Here is a 22,594-nt window from a genome sequence, read left to right on the forward strand (position 1 = left end):
TTAGTTTTTGACAGGAGCGTACGAAATGGTGGCCGCCCCTCAGGATCCGACCAGCAGAAGCGATATCTGCGGGACGTAAGTGACGATCAGGAGACAGATGAGCAGGGCAAGATAGAACGGCCACATGGTCTTCACCGTATCTTCGACCCGCATCTTCCCGACAGCCGAGGCAACAAAGAGAACCGTGCCGACCGGTGGGGTGATGGTGCCGATCCCCAGCGCCAGCATCATGATGATGCCGAAATGCACGGGATCAACGCCGATTGACTGCACGACCGGCAGGAATATGGGCGTCACAATGATGATCAGCGGCGCCATATCCATGAAGGTGCCGAGCAGGAGCAGGCAAAGAAGGATAAGCGCCAGGATCATGAAAGGTGAATCCGTCAGGCCCAAAATGAAATCGGACATCATGCGCGGCGCTTCGAGAAGGGCGAGAAGCCAGCCGAACGCCGCCGCTGCACCGATGATCAGCATGATCATGGAAGTGGTCTTGGCCGAGCTGACGACTGCGGCGCGGAATTGCCGGATCCCGAGGGTCCGATAGACCAATAGCCCGATGATCAGCGTATAGATGATCGCGATGGCTGAGCTTTCGGTCGGGGTGAAGACCCCGCCCAGAATGCCGACGACGATGATGACGGCTGTCATCAGGCCGGGCAGGGCAGCAATCGCTGAATAGAGAAGTGCGCGGAATCCCGGGAAAACGCCCTTGGGATAGCCCTTTTTGGCGGCGATGATCGACACGGTGATCATCAGCGCAAGGCCGCAGAGAAGCCCAGGCAAGATGCCAGCCACAAAGAGATCGCCGATCGAAATCGAGATGCCAGAGGCGGCGGCGTAAATGATCATATTGTGGCTGGGCGGAATGATCAGGCCAAGGATCGCCGCCGCGGAAGTGACATTGACAGAGAATGACCTGTCATAGCCCTTTTCTTCCATGATCGGGATCATGGTCGAGCCGATGGCCGAGACACTGGCGATGGCGGAGCCTGAAACGGCGCCGAACATCATGGAAGCGCCGACATTTACATGACCGAGCCCGCCGCGGACGCGTCCGAAGAGCCCTTCGGCAACACGGATGAGCCGGGTGGCAATGCCCGTCTGGGTCATCAGATCGCCAGCAAAAACAAAGAACGGGACGGCCATCAGGGTGAAGACATCGATGCCCGCAGATAATCTCTGTACCGCGACGAGCGGGTTAAGACCGAGCAGGGCGAAGACCACCATGGAGGCGATAAGGAGGGCGAAGGCGACGGGGACGCCGATCGCCAGCAGGCCGAGAAGGCTCAGCAAAAGGACAACAAGTTCCATGTCAGCCCGCCTTTTGTTCTGTACGATCCGTCACGCCGAAGAGATGCGCGACAGAAAAGAGGGTGATCATGGCCCCGGCGATGGGGATCGGCAGGAGGGCGAGCCCCCTCGGGATGCCAAGCGCCGGCACAGCAAAGGCCCAGAGGGCGGTGGTGAGCTGGACTCCGGCGACCAGCAGGACCAGCCCCGCAATCGCTACAGCCATATGAGCGATGATCTCGAATAATTTTCCCAAGGGCGCAGGCACAGCATTCCGCAGTGCATCGATACGTATATGGAATTTCTCGCGCACCCCAACGGCGGTGCCGAAAAAGACGAGATAAGTGAGGAGCACCAGTGACAGGCGTTCTGACCAGGCCGGGCTCGCATTATAAACGTAACGGGCGACCACCTGATAGGTGATGATGCCGGTCATGGCGACGATGCAGAGCGAGCTGATAAAGAGGGCCAGCCGGCTGAGGCTATCAATCAGGAATTTCATGCTGAGGCCTCCGCAATACGCTCGATTTCCTCAAGATAGGGTTTGAGTTCAGGCGTCACGAATTGCTCATAAACAGGACCCATCAGCTCACGGAAGGGTTCGGTGTTGATGTCGGAAAGCATCTCGCCGCCACTGGCCAGAAGCGCGGCTTTGGAATCGGCCACCCGCTGGTCCCACAGATTTCGCATGACAGTGACGGATGCGCGTGCGGCTTCTTTGACCAATGCTTGATCCTCGGGCGAGAAATTCTCCCATGTTCTCAGGCTCATGATCAGCATGTCAGGCGTCATGAAATGGCCCGTCTCGGAAAAATAGGGCGCAACCTCATAATGGCGAGTACTGATATAGCTGGGCCAGTTATTCTCCGCGCCGTCGATGACTTTCTGGACGAGGCCCTGATAGACTTCGCTGAAATTCATCGGGGTCGGGTTCGCCCCCAGCGCCCGGATCGTCGCAAGGTAGATGTCGGAGTTCGGCACCCTGATCTTGAGCCCTTGCAGGGCCGATGGGTGGGGGATCGGGCGTTCGGTCGTATAAAAACCGCGACCGCCTGTGTCATAAATCGCAAGGCCACGCAGCCGATAGTCCGTAAGCGATTCAAGGATTGCTTCACCGACTTCGCCATCCACCACCTCGCGTTGGTGAGCGGTCGAGCGGAAAAGGAAAGGCAGGCTGAAGAGTTTTGTCAGTGGAGCGATATTATTGAGCGCAGCGCTGAATGTGCGGGTCATGTCGAGGCCGCCGAACATGGCGATCTCGATTGTGCTGCCTTCTGAACCGAGTTGCCCGCCAGGATAGGTTCGGACGGTCAGGCGCCCATCGGTTTTCTCAGCGAGGTATTTGCCCATGAATTTGACCGCTTCGACGGTTGGATAGCCGTCCGGCAGCGCATCGGCAGAGAAAAGGACGCGATCGGATGACCCGCCAGCATCTGAACAGCCGGCAAGAGCAAGCGATCCGCCGGCCAGTAATGTGCCAAGGTCTCGGCGCCTGATGTTCAAGCCAGCCTCCATTGGTCGGTCTGGAAGGTCATTTTCTTCATACGTCGTTGGGGAGAATACTCAGGCCCAATGAATGTTGTTGAGTCATGGGGCCATTGTTGTTGGTTATTCTCCGCGCTCCCTCAATTTATCTTTTTATGGTCGGGTTCTCGTCATAGCATGTCTGGTCAATTTATTCGCCAGATGCTGCTTATTTTCCCGGTGTGCCGCCTTTAGCGGCAGACGACAGCGGCGGGTAAGCGGCACTGCGAACTGGGTTACTTGCCATACGAACTGGTTGCGTCTTGCGGTTCAAGGAAGTCCTGGCGGGCAGGCGAGAAGACATCGATCAGGACACCATCCTCAAGGCAAACTGCGCCATGCATTGTGTTCGGCGGCGCATAAAAACTGTCCCCAGCGGAGAGCACCATCTCCCTGTCCCCGACGGTGACCCGGAACTGTCCGGACTCAACGTAAGCCATCTGGGCGTGGAGATGCGCATGGGTTTCGCCAACCGCGCCTTTAGAGAACCAGACGCGCACCCCCATGATCGTATCACCATAGCCGAGGATCTGGCGTTTGATGCCCGGGGCTACATCCTCCGCGCCGGCGGGATTGGTCTTTACAAAGAAGGGCCGCAATTCATCGCCCGGATTGGGGGCAACGCTCTCCTGAACGGTTGAGGACATTTTCTCTACTCCCTGAAGATCTTGTAGAAACCGGTCCAGGAATATGTCCGGCCATCATGGGTAAGTGTGTGTTTTTTGTCGGAAGGCTCTTCAGCCAGACCGATCACCAGTGCCTCACCGCCGGAGAATTCAATCCGGATAAGGGAGGCACGGTTTTTATGCGTGCTCTGAAGAGAAGTGATCTGGCTTTCGCTTTCGACCGTGAATTCCTGCGCAGGATCATAAGTGCCATGCGGCTCGAAAACCGAGATGAATCGAGCCGTCTTGCTGTCCTTCAGGCGGATCATAATGCCCTGTTGAGAGCGCAGATTGAAATTGGGATCATTCGCGCCGATCCGGACGATTCTGGCCTCGCCCGCGTCAGATGTCAGTGAATGATAGGTGTAGAAACGGTCTTTGTTCAGCCACGTAAAAAGGCTGTGACCGTCCGGAGTATCAGCAACTGCTTCGGTCCAGAGATGCTGGTAGCCATTCTTGTCACCAAGCGCCGTCTGGCGGGCATTATAACGCTGCAAGGGAAGGTCTGTATCGGTCAACTGACCTGAGAAATAGAACGGTAGATCGATGGTCGATCTCTTCGGGGCCGCGACATCAAAGACATCGACAAGCAGTGGTGCGCGCGTGTCATCGGCACTAATCTGCAGGCTGGTCCGCGTGAGATCCGTATCCGGATAGGCATCGCTAATGGTTGAGGAGACGATATTGACCTTATCCGATGTCTCAAAGAATCGGATAGTCGGCCAGCTCTCCTGTGCCCGTTCCCAGTCGCCGTCAAAATGGGTGGTCTCATTCACGACGACCGTGTTGTGCGCGACTGTCTGCTTGGCCCAGCTTGTGTTCTCGGGCAAATAACGGCCACCATCCTTAGACGGAACGTTGAGGAAACGAGCGGCACCGTAATCAGTCAGGATTTCCTGCCCGCCATCATATAGGATCAGGGCCAGCTTATCGAAATGCCCATGCCCCATGCCTTGGCTGGTGTGCTTGGCAACGACGGTCTGGGCGTCATCGCCTTTGCCCATGCGAAGGATCGCAAGGCCGCCCTGATTGCCATCAGGACCGTCACTCAGGATCATCGTCTCATAGCTGAAGGGCTCAGCATCGCCATTTGCGACGCTGGTTGCGACATTCAGCCCGTCGCCCGTCAGGACCGTCACGCCTTGCTGCTCAGCAATGGAAAGAAGCCCCTTGTCACCGGTCAGCGAATAGGCAGCGGCAACGCCGTAAACCAGTTCGATCGTATCCAGACCTTTCTCCCGGATCGCGTCATTGATCGGGAAGAATTTGCCGCCATAGCTTTGTTGGACGGTCGAAGTGATAGCTTTCAGAAGAATGCCGTCGCGGTATTCGAAAATCTTGCGGTCCGGCTCGTTATTTTCAATCGCCTGACCGAAGAGCACAAAAGGCATCAGCGCATAACGCTGGTAATAGGGGCCTTCGGTGTAATATCCGTCCGGGGAGAATAGCTGGTCGAGTTGCGCGAGAAAGCCGCTTGTCCCGTCCTTGTCGAGCCCCATGAGAGAGCGTTCGACCAGTTCAGGATCACCCAGCGCATAGCCGGTCATGCCGACAGCGGCAGCGGCCCATGTCCCGTGATTGTGGATCTTGCGGAAGGTCTCAGGCGATTCAGTCGACAGGAACTCAGCCATTGGACGGAGGAGGTCCGTCTCGATCCGTTCCCGCGATTGAGGGGAAAGATCGTCGCGGATCGCGTCATAGCCTTGTATCGAATAAACAAGCCACACCGCCTCATTCAGGCTTTGCCAGAAGAGCTTGCCGGGAGCCTGGTTCTTTCGCTCAGGATGTAAGGGAAGGTCCGTATACATATCCGCATAAGCGAGGAGATAGGCCTCTGCGTGATCCAGATATTTCTGCTCGCCCGTGAACTGATAGAGCAGGCCGGCATCATGGATGATCTTGTAATTCTCCTTGTGCCGTTCATGCGTATAACCGCCGCCGGGATCGGTGGGGACAGGGACGATGAGCCCGTCACGGATGCTCCGCGCGAAGCGAGTCTCCGCTTGACGGTAGGCTTTGGCAAAAAGAGGGGGATGCTCTTTCGTGGCCTGAATGGCGTCGACGCCATTCTCAGTCAGGATGAGGGAAGGTTGTGCCATGGCGCCTGAGGCGGCACTGAGCAGGCAGAGCGAGATGAGAGATGTACGGATCACTGGATGCCCTCTGAAAGCGAGGCGTCGATGGCTTTGCCATTAACACCGAAGAGGGTGAGGGAGGTCGAGGAGGCCGCAGCGTTACCTGACATCTCAAAGGGCAGGCCGAGCACCCGGCGGCGAATGTTCACCGTTCCTGTGTCCGTCAACTGATTATCGTAAAGTCTCAGCCCGTCGATCCCTTCAAGGTCAATGGCGACATCACCAGCACCGACATTCTCAAGCTGCGAGTCCGTCAGTGTGAAGCGTGGTCCGAATGTACTCTCATCGCGGCCTTCACGGCCAAATTCGATGAGAGCGCCCGACACATCTGAAAAATGGCTGTTCGTGATAATGATCTCATCGGAGAGATACCAGCCATCAAGACCGTAACCGCTCAGGGAAATGATGGAGCCGGTCCAGCCAATGACGGCCACATCATCCAGGATGACTTCTCGGGCGAAAGTCGCTGGATCTGCCGAGAGGACGGCGCCCGCCGCAGAGGCATCTGCGGTCAGACTGACATCGTTGAGTTCAAGGCGGTAATCACCGCGATAGATCTCCCCGCGCGCATGAAAGAGGGGCGCGTTGCCGCTCTGTTGTGTGAGCGAGAGGTCTTTCAGGATGAGATTGGCGCCGGCGTCGAGCGTGAACATCCCCGTCTTTGTGCTGAGGATCGATGTCCCCTGCATACCGGCGGTGCCTTCGATCGTGATATCAATGCTGATGACGAGCGGTTCGGCCAACTCGAATTCACCGACGTCGAGCTTCAGCGTGTCGCCAGGTTCGGCGTCCATGACGGCCTTGCGAAAGGCGGCGGCATTCGCTTCGACATCGATGACGTTGCCCGCCGGCCGCTGTTGCGGGGCTTTCTGATAATGGCGGGGACCTGTTTCGGACCGCGCGATGGGAGAGAGGTCGCGAGGTGCGCCGAAACTGCCGTCAACCGATGCGCCTGCCGGATACAGGAGGCCGTTTTCGGCACGCTCTAGAGTGAGGTCCGGGGTGGTGTCTGCGTTGATCGCCGCGAAACCGGCACTGTTTGTGACATTGCCATCAAATGAAATACCAGAGACATCATCGAAAATACCGACGGGCGTATCTTCGTCAGAGAGCAGAAGATTGCCGGACATCCTGCTGGAGACAGGCGCGGCGCTTCTCTCCTCATCGCTGCCGACACCGAAGCCCATCTGGACGAAATCGATAAAGCTGTTGTTTTCGATGAGGGCGTTTTCGACCTGGTGATAGCGGTTTTCCGGTGAGTTTGGCACGCCATTCATGACGACCAGTGCGCCCAGGAATTTCCGTCCACGGAGGCCTTCGAGATAATTGTCCCTGACGGTTTGGTTGTCATTGATGATGCGAATGCCCCCCGTATCGGGCACACCATTGCCGAAAAAGACGTTCCGCGAGACTTCGTTTCTGCCACCATGGCGGAAGACGACGGAGCCGCGCGACTCATAGAAGACATTCTCCGCGACCAGATTGCCTTCGGATTTGATCGAGATGATTTCGACCTCGCCATCGCAGCGCTCGAAATAGTTTTGGCGAACGATCGTGCCGGAATTGGTGCGCGAGGTCTGGCTCACGCCGATGCGCAGCGTTTCACCACCATTGCCGCCCAGCGGCGGGCGCTCCCCAAAGAAGTTCTGTTCGATCAGATGGCTGTTATTCTGGCTGTCCGGCGTGATGAGCCGGACGATCATAGTCGGCCCCTTATTGGTCTTGCCAAGGAACGCGTTGTGATCGATCCGGTTATTCTGTCCGTAAAGAACGACCCAGGAATCCTGCTCGGTACGATCCGGCTTGCTGAAATCCTCGATCACATTTTCTGTAAAACGGACATGACTGGCGAGCGTGTCATCGTCGGTGCGGAAGGAAATCACTTCATCACTTGGGCTATAGCCATCCGTGAAAGTAAGACCACTGATGACAAGATGATCTCCGCCAATGCGAAGGTTTGACTGGCCCGTCAGGTAAACCTCGCCGGGTGTTTCTGCCATCAGCGATACAGGTTTATCTTCTGTACCCGTTGCTTCGAAGGTGATTTCGAAGTCTTTCCACTCCCCATCGGCAAGGAGAATTCGGTCACCCGCCTTCACCCGTTTCAGGGCTTTGCCATACGCCTTCTGATCACTGACGAGAAAGTCCTTGGCCATCGCGCCGCCAAAAGCGGTCGCGGTGCACATCAGGACAGCGGCCAGTTTGAGGCAGTGGTGACGATAGTGACGGGGGGTAGTGGTCATGTTCGCTCCCAACGCCTCCTTTTGTGGAGGCTGTTCAGAACATGAGCCTATACGGTGCAGCTTTATCGGACAAGCGAATATGCAGTCCAATAATCAGATTATGGACTGTGAAATTGGTCTAGAAACTACATCAGGCTTTCGGCGCTTTCGAGGAAGCGCTGGCGAGTCTCATCGGTGCGCCGGCGTGCTTCTTCGATGGCTTTCTGCTCGGTCGTGCTCAGCATCGCCTCGATGATGCAAGCAAAGTGGCGCCGCATCGCAGTGCGTGCCTTTGCTGGATCACGCTCGCGCAAGGCGGTTGCAATGTCCTGGTGCTCGGCAAGCCGCATCTCCGGGGTCAGCCCGCAAATTGAATCATAGGCCTGCTTGATCTCGTCGATTTCCGTGCGGAAGCGCCAGAGACGCTCGATCGCATCGATGATCGCGGCGTTTTTTGATGCCTTGGCAATAGTCAGATGGAATTCGCGGTCGGCGTCCTGCTCAAGGGCCTCATTCCCCGTGCTGTCATCGGTCATATGCGCGATCAGCTCGTCGAGTTTTTCGAGTTCCTCATCCGTGATGGTGGCGGCGGCGAGGGCGGCGGCTTCACCTTCAAAGAGCGTCCGTGCCTGGGTTAGCTCAAAGGCGCTCATCTTCGGCAGGGTTTCCTGAGAGGGTTGCGGCGGCAGGACCTTGGCGCCCGAACCGGTGCGGACCTCGATCTTGCCTTGTGCCTGAAGGGCAATCTGGGCTTCGCGGACAGTGACCCGGCTGACGCCGAGCTGGGCGGCGAGATCACGCTCTCCCGGCAGGCGGCTCCCCGGCGGAAATTGCTCTTCCTCGATCATCGCGGTGATGCGGCGGGCAACTTCATTATAGAGGCGCTTATCGGTGGTCATTGTCTCTCTCGGTCCAATCTGATTCACAACTTTAGCACTGTCCGAACCGGACTACAAATTCTCTAGACCATATGTGTAAACAAAAAAGACGCCCTGCCATCTTCCGGGGGGAGAGGAAGAAGATGGTAGGGCGTCAGCTTACCCACTTTCAGGGAGGCTGGAGTGGATTGGGTGGGCCCTAGAAGCGGGCCCGGGCCCCGAAGAAGATCCGGGGGCCATAATCATTGACCTCGTAGAGATCATCCGAAACGAAGGCGAACTGCTCTTTCGGCTCGCTGGTCAGGTTGATGGCTTCTGCCGTCAGACGGATATTGTCCGTCAGGTTATAGGAAGCGCGAGCCTCCCAGACACCGACCTCACCGATATAACGCAGGCGCGTGCCGTCCGAGACAAAGGGCTGGAAGTAGCTGTCGCGGTATTTGTAGTTCACCTGCATGTCGAGCTCGCCAATCTGATAATAAAGCTGCGCTGACAGCGTATTTTCAGACAGGCCGGGCAGGCCGCCCGGATCGATAATGCCCTCATGGGTCTGTACGACCGTTCCATCGAGTTGGGTCGTGTAAAGATCACCATAGCGGCTGTCTTCGAATTCGAAGTCGGAATCCGCGTAGTTATAGCTGATCTTGGTACCAAGCCCGCTCAGATAGCCCGGCAGATAGCTAAAGCGGTGAGCGGCGGTCACTTCGATGCCGAGGAGGCTGCTTTCCTCATCGCTGGTCTGCTGGACAGCGACCGGGAACTGAACATCCTGGCCATTGAGGACATAAGTCTCATTGGCGATGACATTCGCAAACCCGCCCTGGAAGGTCTTGTAGTAAGCGCTCAAGGCAAGGATGGAGTCGTCATTCGGATACCATTCAAAGCCGGCATCATAGTTCCAGGACATCAGGGGATCGATGGACGGGTTGCCGCTCGCCGTGATGCCGGTGATCAGCGCTTCCAGAGACGTTGCGTCCTCATCATCGCCAATGACATTGATGCTCCGTCCAAAGCCCATATCGGCCGGATCGGGGCGCGACATCGCCCGGAAGATACCGAAGCGCAGCAGCTTGTCATCGGTCAGCTCGACGATGGCAGTCGCGCTCGGCAGGACCTTGGTATAGTCATGCTTTTGCGAGACGGCTTCGAGATTGCCTTCCGAGATAGAGAAGACACCGCCCGATTCCGTGACGGTGAGTTCCGGACGATAACCGGTCGCCTCAACCTCAGTCTGGATGATGCGCACACCGAAATTCCCCGAGACCGGGAAGCCGCCTACGGAGGTTTCGTATCCGGTCATCGCATAAAGTGCTGTCGTGACTTCTTCGACATCGATCGTCCCGGTATTGATCCGCGAAAGTCCCGGAATATCGCTGCTGAGCAGGGAGAGGGGGTCATCAACATCACCGCGGTCCGCGATGGCGAGATTGATCTCATCCATGATCGCATTGAGTGAAGCGATCGACATCTCGGCGACGCAGGCTGCATCGAACGTCGCCCATGAATTCGTCGAGCTGAGAACTGTTCCGTCATCGGCAATATTGGTGACGAGGTCACCCGAACGTTGACTACTCAGGAAGGAATTACCCTCAGGGAATTCTGTACGACATGCCGAGTTCGTCGAGGCGATGATGTCGACCCAGCTGGAGGCAAGGCCGGTCGAAGCTGTGCCGTCTCCATCGACGACCTGACGGTTGTTGATGGTGAGGTCGGTATTATCCTCGATCTCGAAAGAAAAACGGCCTGAAGAGGAGCTGTAGGGGTCGCCGGAATCCGAGCCGCCGGGCAGTTCGAGATAATCCTGATCGGACCACCGGACACCAGCTTCGAAGGTCGTGAAGAACTCGCTGTCGAGATCATAATCGACATCGAACCGTGCAGAGCGGATCGTGTTGTCGCGCTTCACGTCATTATCGACGCGTACCCGCAGGCGGTCGACATAGAGGCTGTGATCATTGACGTCGAATTCTTCGTCATAGAGCCGGTAGACCGGCACGCTGCCATTCCGGCGATCATATTCGATGACAGGGGAGATATTCGACTGGATACGGAATTCCTTGGCCCACTCTGTGCGTTCCGTATTCGAATAGCCAAGATCAGCGGATACACGCAGGCGATCGGAAACCTCATAGGCCAATGTGACGCCGCCGCCCGTATAGGTTTCTTTCCGTTCGTAATCGCCGCCCTGAACCTCGATCGTATTATCCGTGATCGCCCGAAGGATGGCACCGGTGTCAGTGTAGATCAGCGAATCGAGCGTCGTCGTGCTGCCACCCGGCCCGATATTCAGCGAGGTGTCATTCCGGCGACCACCGTTGAAGGTCAGGTCATTGCGGAGCTCGGACTGTGTGCGTTCCGACCACTGCATATCGACATTGATGTCGAGCCGGTCATTCGGCCGCCACTGGAAGGCACCAAAGAAAGCATCGCGCACATCATGCGTGTCGTTCTGGCGGTAATGACGTTGCGACGGGGCAAAAACAAAAGGAATGCCGGAATCAACACCAGAGCCGTTAAGGAGCTGAGTGTCTGCGCCTTCCACATCGACATCAAAACCAGGCGGCACCATGCCAAGATCGCGATCGCCATTGACGTCATCGCAATCGTCATCCCGGTCCGGATTATTGGAAAAACCGGTAATGTCTTCGCCGTCCCCATCAAGCAGGGTCGGATAGTTCCCATTGCTGATCAGACAGGCCGGACGGGAGTTACTGGTCGGACCAGTCTGGCGAGCCTCGGCTTCAGGTTGGGAGATATCACTGCGCTGGATGCCGATCGAAAGGCCGAATTCACCCGCTTCGGTCTGGAATTGATCCGTATAGCTGCCTGTCAGGCGATAGCCGATATCGCCTGCCATGGTGTCTTTCTGGTCAAGCTGATCCGGATTGACATTGCCTTTAGCTTCGAACTGGATCCGGCGCTTGCCGAAATCGAGCGGCTTGATGGTCTCGAGCTGGATCTGGCCGGCCACGCCGCCCTCGATCTGGCTGGCATCCTGCGTCTTGAAGACGGCCAGCTTGTTCATCAGCTCTGACGGGAATTGCGAGAAGTTGACCGAGCGGTCGCCCGAGCCGTTTGTGGCCGCGCGGCCATTGACGACTGTTGAGGAAAGATAGGGCCCAAGGCCGCGAATCGAGACTTCCGTCGCGCCGCCATTTTCACGGTGTGAGGCGACACCGGTCACATTCTCCAGCGCTTCACCGATTGAGAGAGCAGGAAGATCGCCAATTTCATCGGCGGAAAGTCCGTCTACAATCTGTGTGGAGTTCCGTTTGAGATCGATCGAGTCCTGAATGACCCGGCGGCTGCCAGTGACGACAACGACATCATCGCTGTCATCCGCGCCTGCTTCGGATTCTTGCGCGACAGCCGTCGAAGTGAGGGATGCGAGCGCGCTGCCCATCATCAGGGCGCTCATCCACTTTGAGCGAGACGTGTTTCTGATTCCCCATGTTCCGGTCATGACTATTCCTCCCTGGAATTGTGTTTGCATTCTTGTGCGGCCATAGGGGACCAGTCGGACCAAGGCGTCAACCGTATTACCAGACCAGATTTGAGAATAGCTTGGTAAAATTGGTATGTGTGATATGTGTGCATCATGCAGGCCAATTGGTATGAGTTTTCGGGTTTGGGCGGTTTCCTGCTGGTCTGCGCTGCGCTCTAGGGCTTCGAAATTCCCTCTATCAGCGGGCAAACGGGATTTCTCTGGCAGATTTCATCATGGTTTACGGCGTTGGCGTCCGGCGCGCGCCATGACTTGTCGACTTGCGAGGGAGGGGATCACACATCCCTTCATCCTGCTGGGATTCGTAAAAGTGTGACTTCGCTTTGAGGGCGCACGGGTGCCGCAGACCGTCCTGCACACATATTATACCGCCAGCGGATTTGGAGCGATGCGAATGCGATTTGGACGGTGAATCGCACCCAGTTTGGTATGTGATGTAAATATACCAATTAATTGCGAAAACGTCTCAATCGGACTGCTTTCAGGATTGATGGATTTGTAAAACTGCGTATTGATTGGCCTGCTCATCACGTGGGCCGAATAATAGATCACACGCCATGGCAGGGAATCTTCTTGGTAGGTGGGATCGGAATGGGAAGGAAAACCATGAAGTACACAGGATACAAAGCGGCGGCTTTGCTCAGCGTGAGTGCTGCTGCCATGATCTCGGCCGCCGTTGCGCAGGACGAGCAGTCAGAAGACGTCGTCGTCGTGACCGGCATTCGCGCAGCCCTTGAAAGCGCCCTTGATGAAAAGCGCGAGGCCACGAACCTCAAGGAAGTCATTCTCGCTGAAGACATCGGCAAGCTGCCGGACCAGAACCTCGCAGAGGTCCTCGAGAATATTACAGGTATCCAGATTACCCGGACGGCTGGCGTCGGTACCGGTGTTCAGATCCGCGGGACCAATGCGAACCGTACCGAGATCAATGGCGTCTCGACTGTCGGCTCAGGTTCAGGCCGTGGCGGCATCGATTTTGAAGACGTTGCGGCCGGCATTATCGCTGGTGTTGAAGTCACGAAAGCCTCGGAAGCAAAAACCATTGAAGGCTCCGTTGGCGGCACGATCAATCTGCGGACGATCCGCCCGCTTGAATTAGATGACTTTCTCGCAACCGTGCGTCTGCAGGGTGAAGACAGCAGTCTGACCACTGACGGCATCACGCCGCGTGTCTCCGGCACGATTGGTAACAAGTGGAGCACTGCATCTGGCGGCGAATTTGGTGCCGTTCTGGCGGTCAGCTTTGCGGAACAGGATGTCACTGCCTTCCGCCCTCGTGTGGACCGGGACAATCTGGTCGCATCCGATAGCGGTGCACCGGCTGCGCAGGCCTTCGATTTCCTGCCGATCCAGTTCTTTATTCAGGACTATGACAATTACGAATATGAGACGACGAACATTTCCGGGACGCTCGAGTGGGCGCCGAACGAGAATTTGAAGTTCTTCTTCGACACTGTCATCAATGATCAGGAGCGCCGCGAGGAAAGCTCACGTGTGCAGGCGTCTGGGATTTCGGATCTTCGAAATGACGCCATTCCGACTGAATTCGAGACGATCGATTTCGGCTCGCTCGATGGTCAGAATATCGGCAGCATTCAGGCTGCCGCGCGCGGCATCATTCCGATCCAGGCCGATGGCAGTGACGGTAATCTGCGCTTCTCAAGCGACACGAATTCCCGCCTGACCGACAGCAAGATCTTCCGTCTCGGTGCGGACTGGGTGCACGGTAAGCTTTCGGGTCGCGTTGAGGTCTCGACATCGCAATCCGATTCAACGACCCCCAGCATCAATACGACGCTGAACTTCATCAACCCGAATGCGGCAACCAATTCGTCAAACGAGAACGGCACACCGTTCGAGTACGACCTGACGGGCGGCTCGCTGACCTGGGGTATCGCACAGGATGCAGCTGGCGGTCCGACGACGGCGCAACTGCTTGATCCGGCGAATGTCGTCCTGCGGGATGTGAACATTTCTCGTGATAAATCCGAGAATGGCGAAGATGCTTTCCGTGCGGATTTCAGCTACGATCTCTTCGACAATGGATTTGGTCTCGATTTCCTCAGCTCGGTTGATTTCGGTTACCGGTATAACAAGACGACAAGCACGCGGGATCAGGTTCGCTCCAATGTCGGTTTGCGGAACATGTCAGACAGCCCGACCGGCGATCTGTTTGCGGATATCCTCGTTGCGGGGCCGGATAATTTCGGTGACGCCGACGGCCGTGAGCTCTTCGTCCGGGACTTCCTCCTGATCGATCCGGAGCTTGTGGCATCTGACCCTGATCGGGTGCTCTCGACCCTGAATGCAGCGATCACGGCGCATGGCGGCTCGATCGCGATTGATCAGCCGACCTCTAGCCAGAGCGCATTCTTCGATATCGAAGAAAAGACCCATGCGCTCTATGCGCAGGCGAATTTCGAGAAAGGTATCTTCCGCGGCAATGCGGGGGTCCGCTATCTCGAAACCGACGTCACATCGGTCGGCAATTCCATCCTCAACGGGATGGCGCAGGAAGTGACAACTGAAGCCAGCTATGACTTCGTTCTGCCACGGATCAATGTGGTTGCAACGCCGATGGAGAATCTGCAGATTCGTGCTGGCTGGGGCAAAGATATCCGCCGTCCGGATTTTGACAATCTGTCGACTTCCCGGACCTTCAGCACGAGCCCAAACCCGCCGGTCCAGATTGGCAATCCGGGACTTCAGCCGGAGCAGGTGGACTCCTTCGACATCGCAGCCGAATGGTATTTTGCGCCGGCGGCAGTGGTCAGCATCGGTTATTTCAACAAGAAACGGACCGATCTGCACGTCACCCAGCAGGATGATCCGTTCGAAGATCCGGTTACGGGCTATCGTGATCTGACCGACCCTTGCGAGGGCGGCGGTATCTTCAACCCGATCGCAGACCCGAACGTCTTCGCCCCGACGGGGACCCCGGTCGGGATCTGTGTGCCGGTCTCAACCACCGTCAATGATCCGGGCGAGACGACGCAGGAAGGCATAGAGATGGCCTTCCAGTATGATCTGTCGAACCATGAAGACCGTTTCGGCTGGGCGTCCGGCTTTGGTGTTCTTGCCAACTACACGCACCAGAAATTCTCTGGTGGTGACACCGTCAATACGCCGACAAGCCGTGCAGAAGCGGTCTTTAACTCGCTGGGGGCCATGAATGTGACTCTCAACCAGCCGCTGATCGACCTGTCCGAGAACGCGTATAACGCAACGCTGTATTATGAAAAATACGGTCTCTCGGCACGGGCACGCTACACATGGCGTGACGCCTACAGATCAACGGATTTCGGCAGCACGTCGAGCTTCCCATGGGGCTTCCCGGTTGTTCAGGATGCACGTGGACAGCTTAATGCCAGCATCAGCTATGATGTGACAGATAACTTTAATGTCGGCATTGAAGGCGTGAACATCACCGAATCGGAAGTTAATCAGTATTGTGTCAATGAAGGCGCATTGCTCTGCTTCCAGGGACTGACGGATCGCCGGGTCACTTTCGGCGCCAGCTACCGGTTCTGATGAACGGGTGACTGGTATCAACTTGGCATAAGGAGAAACGCCTCACCCCGGTGTGGGGCGTTTTTTCGCCTGTAAAACCAGCGGCATCTGCGTCCTGCGCAAGCCATAACAGATGGATCCATGACCGATACGGAATAATTATGGATTCATTTTCGAAGTTGATTTTTGGGCAGATGAATGTGTGTCCGCCTGAAAAACATGATGCAAAACAAGAAGTAATTGGTATACTGCTTTCGGCAAAGCAAGCACCTGATCTACGAGGAGCCACAATATGACAAAGCCAGTCATCGGATTCATCGGCCTCGGCCTTATGGGCGGCAACATGGTTGAGTGCCTGCAAAAGAATGGCTTTGAGCCGATCGTCATGGACCTCAACAAGGAGGCCGTCGCGACAGTTGTGGCGCGTGGTGCCACCGAAGCGAAATCGGCCAAAGAGCTAGCTGCTGCGAGTGATATCATCATGCTGTGCCTGACGACGTCGGCAGTTGTTGAGCAACTGGTCTACGGCAAAGACGGCATTCTCGACGGGATCAAAGAGGGCAGCGTCCTCATCGATTTCGGGACGTCTATTCCGGCTTCTACTCGCCGGATTGGCGCCGATCTGGCAGAGAAGGGCGCCGGCATGGTTGATGCGCCGCTCGGCCGCACACCGGCCCATGCAAAAGATGGTCTACTGAATATCATGGCAGCCGGCGAAAAGGCGACCTTTGATAAGGTGAAGCCGGTGCTCGATGTGCTGGGTGAGAATGTCTTCTATCTCGGGGCGCTCGGCGCCGGTCACACGACCAAGCTGATCAACAATTTCATGGGTATGACAACGGTCTGCGCGATGTCGCAAGCCTTTGCCGTTGCGGACCGGGCAGGCGTCGATCGTCAGCAGCTATACGATATCATGTCGACGGGTCCGTCCAATTCGCCCTTCATGCAGTTCTGCAAGAATTACGCGGTAGACGGTGTAAGTGATCTGGGTTTCTCTATCGCCAATGCGAATAAGGATCTGGGCTATTTCCTCAAAATGGTCGAGGATCTGGGCACGCGGGCAGAGATTGCCGAAGGTACCTCATCCAACCTACAGGCGGCCTTTGATGAAGGCATGGGCAATGGCAATGTGCCGGAAATCTTCGACTATTTCCTAAAATTGGAGCGCTAGGCGGCTCGAATGCCTTCCTGACAGTTCCAATAATACAGTCAAAATCACAAATGTAGTCGGCAAAAACCCGCTATCTGTTTTCGAATAACGGGTAATGCTTATCGCTGAGCGATATTCACATCGTTACACTTTCGTTACATTCTGGTAGGGCACAGAATGCGGGGTGATGACGATGGATATGGGGACGTACAAGGTCGAACCCTTGTTCGCCGAACCGATTTTCCGGGCCGGTGTCGGTCATGCGATCACGGACGAACAGGTCAATTTCATCAAATCTTTGAAGATGGTCCCGAACCAGACCAATCTGATTTCTGAAAACCTCTATATTTTTGACGAACCGGAGCTAGGCAGCATTAAACATGCTGTGCACGAATTGCTAAGTGCCTATGCCCGGGATGTCATGGGGATTACACAAGACCTCTATGTTACCCAGTCATGGGCGCTGCGGAATGATCCTGGCACGGGCATGCATGGCCATTCGCATTCCAATTCCATCATTTCCGGCTCGCTTTATTTTGACGAATTGCCGGAGCCCAATTCGGGCATGATCTTTGATCGGCACCGCATATATCAGCAGATCCAGCTGAACCCTGAGATGGACAAGCGGAACATCTTCAACACACATCTCAATGTAATCTATCCGCAGTCGAAGGAGGTCATGCTGTTCTCTTCAAGCTTACAGCATCTGGTGGAGGCCAACCGGTCGAACGTGCCGCGCTGGTCAATTGCTTTCAATACATTCGTACGCGGCGAGCTGGGCGACTACCGGAACGTCTCGAGGCTGAAACTCGGCTGAGGGGGAGACTTCAGGGAGGAGAGAGCGGCCGAGTAAGAAGGCCGGGCAGGGATTTCTCTGCTCGGCCCTCTGTGCCGATCGGCATGTCCGCCCAGCGCTCTGTCTTTGACCATGTTCCGAACAATCGGTCCCATAAGGTCAGGACGGTTGCATAATTACTGTCCGTATCGGCCCTGATATTGTGGTGATGCACCCAGTGATGGGAGGGCGTCACGATGAAGAGCCGCAGGGCTTTCTCGAATTTTGCCGGCAGCGCGACATTGGCATGGTGGAATGCAGCACCAAGCAGCACGAATGCGTCATAGATCAGCACAGAGACGAGATTGACATCTGCGAGGAAGACAAAGCAGCCCCGTGCAATCGCAGAGAGGATCACTTCCCCGAAATGGAAACGGACTGAGGAGCTGACATCGAGGAACTCATCGAGATGATGGACCTCATGAAAGCGCCACAGGAATGGTGTTTCATGCGCGGCGCGGTGCCAGAGATATAACCACAGATCGAGGATCAAAAGATCGAGTAGGATACCCCAGCCGCCCGTCAGGACTTCCGGCCGCCAGGGCGGCGCGTGAAGGGCGGCAAAGGCCGTGATCGGAACGATAATGAGGGGCGAGAGCAGCCCGTTGATCCCGGCAAGCGACAGGTTCGAGACAATCCGGCCCACGCTCTTGATGCGCGGCACCACGGGCCATCGACGCTCGGCATAAAACAGCCCACCAATAACGGTGATGGCGCAGGCGAGCTTGATCAGCGCGATGTTTTCCATGTTCGCTGCCTATCCTGTTTTGAAGGTCGGCAGAAGGCGCGACTGATGCGGCAGCTTGCCATAGCGTGCGGGATCACGCGACCATGCGCGAAAAGCGTGAGGGAGGGGTGCGATGCGCATCGTTCTGGCCCTTCTGGGGCTGATACTTGCCGGAATTGGTATCTGGCTGTTCGATCCCCTGCCGCGCGTGCCGGGCGCAAAGGAGCTGTCGCGCGGGGCGGAGGGCTATGCCGCCCAGATCATAAGGGATGATTGGGGGACGCCGCATATTTACGGCGCGCGCGATGCCGATACGGCGTTCGGGCTCGCTTATGCGCATGCGGAGGATGATTTCGAGACGATCCAGCAGGTGATCGCCGCAACGCGCGGCAAGCTTGCGCGCTATAAGGGGGCGGGCGCTGCGCCGACAGATTACCTCATTGCCCTGATGGGGGTGTGGGAGACGGTGGACCTTCGTTACGCGCCGGATGTGCCCGATGACGTGAAGGCTATCGCGGAAGCCTATGCGGCGGGACTTAATCTTTATGCGGCGGATCACCGGGATGAGGTGTGGGCAGGGCTTGCGCCCTTTGCCGCAGAGGATGTGATCGCCGGGTTCATCTTCAAGACGCCATTCTTCTATGGGTTCGATCGGGAGCTGCTGGCCCTGTTCGAGGGGGAGGGACCGCGCGAGCTGGCGCTTGATCCGGCAGAGGGGCGGGAAGCCTTTCAAATGACGGACCATCCCGCACCGGCAAGGGGTTCGAATGCTTTCGCCGTGGCGCCGCGCCGATCGGGAGATGGCGCCACCCGCCTTCTGATCAATTCACACCAGCCAATGACCGGCCCTGTTGCGTGGTATGAAGCGCATCTGGTCTCCGATGAGGGGCTCAATATGACGGGCGGGGTCTTTCCCGGCACGCCGGTCATCCTGCACGGTTTCAACGATCATCTTGGTTGGGCGAATACGGTGAACAAACCCGATCTTGTCGATGTCTACCGGCTGGAGGTGAACCCGGATGATCCGGGTCAGTACCGTTTTGACGGCGCGTGGCGGGATTTTGAGCAGGAGGTCGTGACGATCCCCGTCCGGCTCTTTGGCCCGTTTGTCTACAAGGCGAAACGCATCCTCAAGGAGAGCGTGCACGGCCCAGTGATCGAAGGGCCGGGGGGGACGTTCGCGATTGCCTATGCCGGGCGCGGCGAGATCCGCCAGCTTGAGCAATATTACCGCCTCAACCGCGCAGAGAACCTGCGCGAATTTATGTCGGCAATGCGGATCAACGCCCTGCCGAGTATCAATTATATCTATGCGGATGAAAGAGGAAATATCGTCTTCATCCATAATGCGCAATATCCCGACCGGCTGGCAGGCTGGGACTGGCAAAAGGATTTGCCGGGCGACAGGCCGGAGCTGGTCTGGTCAGATTACCGGCCGTTTGAGGACATCCCCAGATTGGTCAATCCGCGTTCGGGCTTTGTCTTTAACGCCAACAACACGCCCTTTACGGCCACGGACGGGCCGGACAATCTCAGCCCCGATGACATGCCGGCGGGGATGGGGCTGCAGACGGAGGAGACCAACCGTTCCTTGCGGATCATGGAACTAACCGGAAACGGCGAGCCGATCACTCGCGAGCGGCTGCTCGCGATCAAATTCGATAAGTCCTATGCGGAAGACTCTCTGGCCGCCGAGATCATCGCTGACTTACTAGCCGCCGACTGGTCAGGCGAGCCGCGCATGGCGGAAGCCGCAGGCTTTCTTGCCGACTGGGACATGTCGGCTGATGTCATGAGCCGTCATGCAGCGCTCGGTGTCCTGACCATGATGCCGGAGACCCGGCCCGGCGGGCAGGTGCGGACAGGCGAAGAGCGCCGCGCGATGTTCCGCGCGGTCGTTGATCACCTCCACCGGACCTATGGCCGGATTGATCCTGAATGGGGGGAGGTGAACCGGCTGATCCATGGCGAGGCGGACCTGCCGCTCGGCGGCGCGTCCGGTACGCTGCGCTCGGTGCATGGCGAGCTGATGGCCGATGGCCGCCTGCGCGCGATTGCGGGGGATACCTGGATTGCGCTGGTCGAATGGGACAGCCGGGGGCGCCAGACGGCCTCCGTCATCCACCAGTTCGGCAGCGCAACTCTCAATGAGGCATCTCCTCATTATGCGGATCAGGCGCCGTTATTTGCGGAGGAAGGCTGGCGTCCGGCTCTGCGGGAGTTGGAAGAGATCGAGGCGGTGGCGACGTCCCGCCGTCAGATCGGTGGTTCTGACGTTACAAGATAAAGGGTTCCCCCCTTTAGTTCATTATGCTCTTCTCCCTCTTCGCGAAGCTTCGCAGGGAATAGGGATGAGTATATTTCTCGGCCTTCTGGCCGGAATGACACTTCTGGGGCAAACCGATGCTGGCACGCTCTATGCTCGTGATTTTCAAGGGGAATTCGCGCCAAAGGGCTCATGCGCCATGCCCACTGAGCATTGGGTTTTTACCGCGCGGGAAGTGACGCAAGGCAAGATCGCCTGTCAGGTCGCCTCCCTCTCTTCGCAGGACGGACATGTGGTCGTCGCCACACGCAACTGCACCAAGAATGGCCAACCTCTGCCGGACCGGCACTACAGCCTCGACCTGATGTCCGAGGATATGGTCAAGGTGCAGGTTGGCGAGACCGCCTCTCTCCTGCAGCGCTGCCCCACCAATCGCTGATCAGAGCAGCTTGCCGGGGTTCATCAGCCCCTTGGAGTCGAGCACAGTCTTGATCGCGCGCATCATCTCCATCTCGACATCGGATTTGCGGGTCTTCAGCTCATCACGCTTGAGGAGGCCAATGCCGTGCTCGGCGGAAATCGAGCCGTCATGCGCAACAACCACCTCATGAACGAGGTGCTCAAGCCGGGCGCCTTTCTTCACGCCGAAGGGCGAGGCGCCGTCAGGGGCGAGGATGTCATAATGGATATTGCCGTCGCCCATATGGCCGAAGGCGATGATCCGTGCACCCGGGGCCTCTGCCGTGACGGCGTTGCCGGCCTTCTCAAGGAATGAGGGGACTTCGCGGATGGGGACGGAGATATCGCATTTGACACATTGGGCGGCGTCTTTCTTCATCGCCTCGGAGGCGTTGTGACGCAAAGCCCAAAGGGTGTACGCCTGGCCTTCGCTCTGCGCTATCGTCCCGTCACTGACGATCTTGCGTTCCATCGCGCCGGAGAGGATATCTTCGGTCAACTCGGCGAGGACTCCCTGACGTCCAGCCGAAAGTTCGGTCAGGACATAAAAAGGACTGCGGGTTTCGACCGGCCGGGGCAGGTCGGGGAAATGCGCCAGCACAAGTTCGAGCAGGTTTGCATTCATCAGCTCAAAGGAGGTGACGGCCCCACCTGATTTCTCCTGCACGAGGCTGAGGAGGTCGACAGCGGCGGCAGGTGAGGGCACGGCAAGGAAGGCCGTCTGAGTCTCTGCCGGGCGGGGATAAAGCTTGAGGACAGCTGCGGTGATGATGCCCAGCGTGCCTTCGCCGCCGATGAAGAGATGCTTTAAGTCATAGCCGGTATTATTCTTCCGCAGGCGGTTCAATCCGTTCCAGATGCGCCCGTCTGGCAGCACGGCTTCGATGCCGAGGACAAGGTCGCGGGCATTGCCGTAGCGAATGACATTGACCCCGCCCGCATTGGTCGAGAGCACACCGCCAATATTGCAGCTTCCTTCTGAGCCGATCGACAGCGGGAAGAGACGCCCGGCTTCTCTTGCGGCATCCTGCACGGCTTCGAGTGTCACCCCGGCCTCTGCGGTCAGGGTGAAATCCTCCGGCGAGATATCGCGGATGCGGTTTATACGGCGGGTACTGATCAGGACTTCGCCTTGCGGCACCTGCCCGCCGACCAGACCCGTATTGCCGCCCTGCGGCACGACGGCGAGATCATGCGCATGGCAATAGCGCATGATGCTTGAGAGCTCTTCGGTCGAGCCCGGCGCAAGTACCAGCGAGGCCTCACCGGGCCAGCGGCCGCGCCATTCTTCGAGCAGCGGCGTGCGGTCATCGCCCTCGATCAGGGCATCAGGCCCGGCAAGAGATGTCAAAGCAGTAAGGGCGTCAGATGAATGATCAGTCATTCGCACAGTGTCGGCGGCTCTAGCGCTGGCGTCCAGAGGCA

The 22,594-nt window shown here is 57.2% G+C and carries 15 protein-coding genes; 5 read left to right on the top strand and 10 right to left on the bottom strand.

Annotation, left to right across the window (positions count from 1 at the left end; translation table 11 throughout):
• Positions 1–39: 39 nt before the first annotated feature.
• From DX908_RS00210 to DX908_RS00245, 8 genes are all read right to left on the bottom strand, one after another.
• Positions 40–1,314, bottom strand: coding sequence for a TRAP transporter large permease (locus DX908_RS00210; protein WP_116390469.1), 1,275 nt, complete (start codon positions 1,312–1,314; stop codon positions 40–42).
• Position 1,315: 1 nt separating this feature from the next.
• On the bottom strand, positions 1,316–1,795 hold the full coding sequence (locus DX908_RS00215) for a TRAP transporter small permease (RefSeq protein ID WP_116390470.1): 480 nt from the start codon (positions 1,793–1,795) through the stop codon (positions 1,316–1,318).
• Positions 1,792–2,796: a TRAP transporter substrate-binding protein gene (locus DX908_RS00220; protein WP_199564532.1), complete on the bottom strand. Its 1,005-nt coding sequence runs from the start codon at positions 2,794–2,796 to the stop codon at positions 1,792–1,794. The genes DX908_RS00215 and DX908_RS00220 overlap by 4 nt, the downstream gene beginning before the upstream one ends.
• Before the next feature lie 257 nt (positions 2,797–3,053).
• On the bottom strand, positions 3,054–3,464 hold the full coding sequence (locus DX908_RS00225; RefSeq protein WP_116390472.1) for a cupin domain-containing protein: 411 nt from the start codon (positions 3,462–3,464) through the stop codon (positions 3,054–3,056).
• A 5-nt stretch (positions 3,465–3,469) separates the two neighbouring features.
• The gene (locus DX908_RS00230; protein WP_116390473.1) at positions 3,470–5,635 is read right to left on the bottom strand and encodes an alginate lyase family protein; all 2,166 of its coding nucleotides are present in this window, start codon (positions 5,633–5,635) and stop codon (positions 3,470–3,472) included.
• A complete protein-coding gene (locus DX908_RS00235) occupies positions 5,632–7,860 on the bottom strand; it encodes a polysaccharide lyase 6 family protein (protein WP_116390474.1) in 2,229 nt (742 codons plus the stop codon). Before DX908_RS00235 ends, DX908_RS00230 begins: the two co-directional genes overlap by 4 nt.
• A gap of 125 nt (positions 7,861–7,985) precedes the next feature.
• Positions 7,986–8,738, bottom strand: coding sequence for a FadR/GntR family transcriptional regulator (locus tag DX908_RS00240; protein WP_116390475.1), 753 nt, complete (start codon positions 8,736–8,738; stop codon positions 7,986–7,988).
• A gap of 178 nt (positions 8,739–8,916) precedes the next feature.
• Positions 8,917–12,180, bottom strand: coding sequence for a TonB-dependent receptor (locus DX908_RS00245; protein ID WP_199564533.1), 3,264 nt, complete (start codon positions 12,178–12,180; stop codon positions 8,917–8,919).
• Positions 12,181–12,813: 633 nt separating this feature from the next.
• Here DX908_RS00245 and DX908_RS00250 point away from each other — a divergent pair.
• From DX908_RS00250 to DX908_RS00260, 3 genes are all read left to right on the top strand, one after another.
• Positions 12,814–15,753 (top strand): TonB-dependent receptor, encoded by a 2,940-nt coding sequence (locus DX908_RS00250; protein WP_116390477.1) that lies wholly within the window; start codon positions 12,814–12,816, stop codon positions 15,751–15,753.
• A 271-nt stretch (positions 15,754–16,024) separates the two neighbouring features.
• Positions 16,025–16,903, top strand: a complete 879-nt coding sequence (locus DX908_RS00255; RefSeq protein ID WP_116390478.1) for an NAD(P)-dependent oxidoreductase — start codon at positions 16,025–16,027, stop codon at positions 16,901–16,903.
• A 172-nt stretch (positions 16,904–17,075) separates the two neighbouring features.
• The gene (locus DX908_RS00260; protein ID WP_116392918.1) at positions 17,076–17,699 is read left to right on the top strand and encodes a putative 2OG-Fe(II) oxygenase; all 624 of its coding nucleotides are present in this window, start codon (positions 17,076–17,078) and stop codon (positions 17,697–17,699) included.
• A 10-nt stretch (positions 17,700–17,709) separates the two neighbouring features.
• Here the strand turns inward: DX908_RS00260 and DX908_RS00265 are convergent, their stop codons facing one another.
• Positions 17,710–18,465 carry a sterol desaturase family protein gene (locus DX908_RS00265; protein WP_116390479.1) on the bottom strand — a complete coding sequence of 252 codons (756 nt, stop codon included), beginning with the start codon at positions 18,463–18,465 and terminating at the stop codon, positions 17,710–17,712.
• A 112-nt stretch (positions 18,466–18,577) separates the two neighbouring features.
• Between DX908_RS00265 and DX908_RS00270 the strand changes: the two genes are divergently transcribed.
• Both DX908_RS00270 and DX908_RS00275 read left to right on the top strand, forming a co-directional pair.
• Entirely contained in the window at positions 18,578–20,731 is a 2,154-nt protein-coding gene (locus tag DX908_RS00270) for an acylase (protein ID WP_116390480.1), read from the top strand.
• A 64-nt stretch (positions 20,732–20,795) separates the two neighbouring features.
• A complete protein-coding gene (locus tag DX908_RS00275; RefSeq protein WP_116390481.1) occupies positions 20,796–21,149 on the top strand; it encodes a hypothetical protein in 354 nt (117 codons plus the stop codon).
• Here DX908_RS00275 and DX908_RS00280 read toward each other — a convergent pair whose 3' ends face one another.
• Complete coding sequence (locus DX908_RS00280; protein ID WP_116390482.1) at positions 21,150–22,553, bottom strand: FAD-binding oxidoreductase; 1,404 nt, start codon at positions 22,551–22,553, stop codon at positions 21,150–21,152.
• Between the last annotated feature and the right edge of the window lie 41 nt (positions 22,554–22,594).

Origin of the sequence: Parvularcula marina (assembly GCF_003399445.1) — a bacterium.
Lineage (GTDB): Bacteria > Pseudomonadota > Alphaproteobacteria > Caulobacterales > Parvularculaceae > Parvularcula > Parvularcula marina.

Bases quoted from the DNA above. Each gene is read 5' to 3' on its own strand.
- DX908_RS00210 (WP_116390469.1), bottom strand. From the start codon at position 1,314: ATGGAACTTGTTGTCCTTTTGCTGAGCCTTCTCGGCCTGCTGGCGATC.
- DX908_RS00215 (WP_116390470.1), bottom strand. From the start codon at position 1,795: ATGAAATTCCTGATTGATAGCCTCAGCCGGCTGGCCCTCTTTATCAGC.
- DX908_RS00225 (WP_116390472.1), bottom strand. From the start codon at position 3,464: ATGTCCTCAACCGTTCAGGAGAGCGTTGCCCCCAATCCGGGCGATGAA.
- DX908_RS00235 (WP_116390474.1), bottom strand. From the start codon at position 7,860: ATGACCACTACCCCCCGTCACTATCGTCACCACTGCCTCAAACTGGCC.
- DX908_RS00240 (WP_116390475.1), bottom strand. From the start codon at position 8,738: ATGACCACCGATAAGCGCCTCTATAATGAAGTTGCCCGCCGCATCACC.
- DX908_RS00245 (WP_199564533.1), bottom strand. From the start codon at position 12,180: ATGACCGGAACATGGGGAATCAGAAACACGTCTCGCTCAAAGTGGATG.
- DX908_RS00250 (WP_116390477.1), top strand. From the start codon at position 12,814: ATGGGAAGGAAAACCATGAAGTACACAGGATACAAAGCGGCGGCTTTG.
- DX908_RS00255 (WP_116390478.1), top strand. From the start codon at position 16,025: ATGACAAAGCCAGTCATCGGATTCATCGGCCTCGGCCTTATGGGCGGC.
- DX908_RS00260 (WP_116392918.1), top strand. From the start codon at position 17,076: ATGGATATGGGGACGTACAAGGTCGAACCCTTGTTCGCCGAACCGATT.
- DX908_RS00265 (WP_116390479.1), bottom strand. From the start codon at position 18,465: ATGGAAAACATCGCGCTGATCAAGCTCGCCTGCGCCATCACCGTTATT.
- DX908_RS00270 (WP_116390480.1), top strand. From the start codon at position 18,578: ATGCGCATCGTTCTGGCCCTTCTGGGGCTGATACTTGCCGGAATTGGT.
- DX908_RS00275 (WP_116390481.1), top strand. From the start codon at position 20,796: ATGAGTATATTTCTCGGCCTTCTGGCCGGAATGACACTTCTGGGGCAA.
- DX908_RS00280 (WP_116390482.1), bottom strand. From the start codon at position 22,553: ATGACTGATCATTCATCTGACGCCCTTACTGCTTTGACATCTCTTGCC.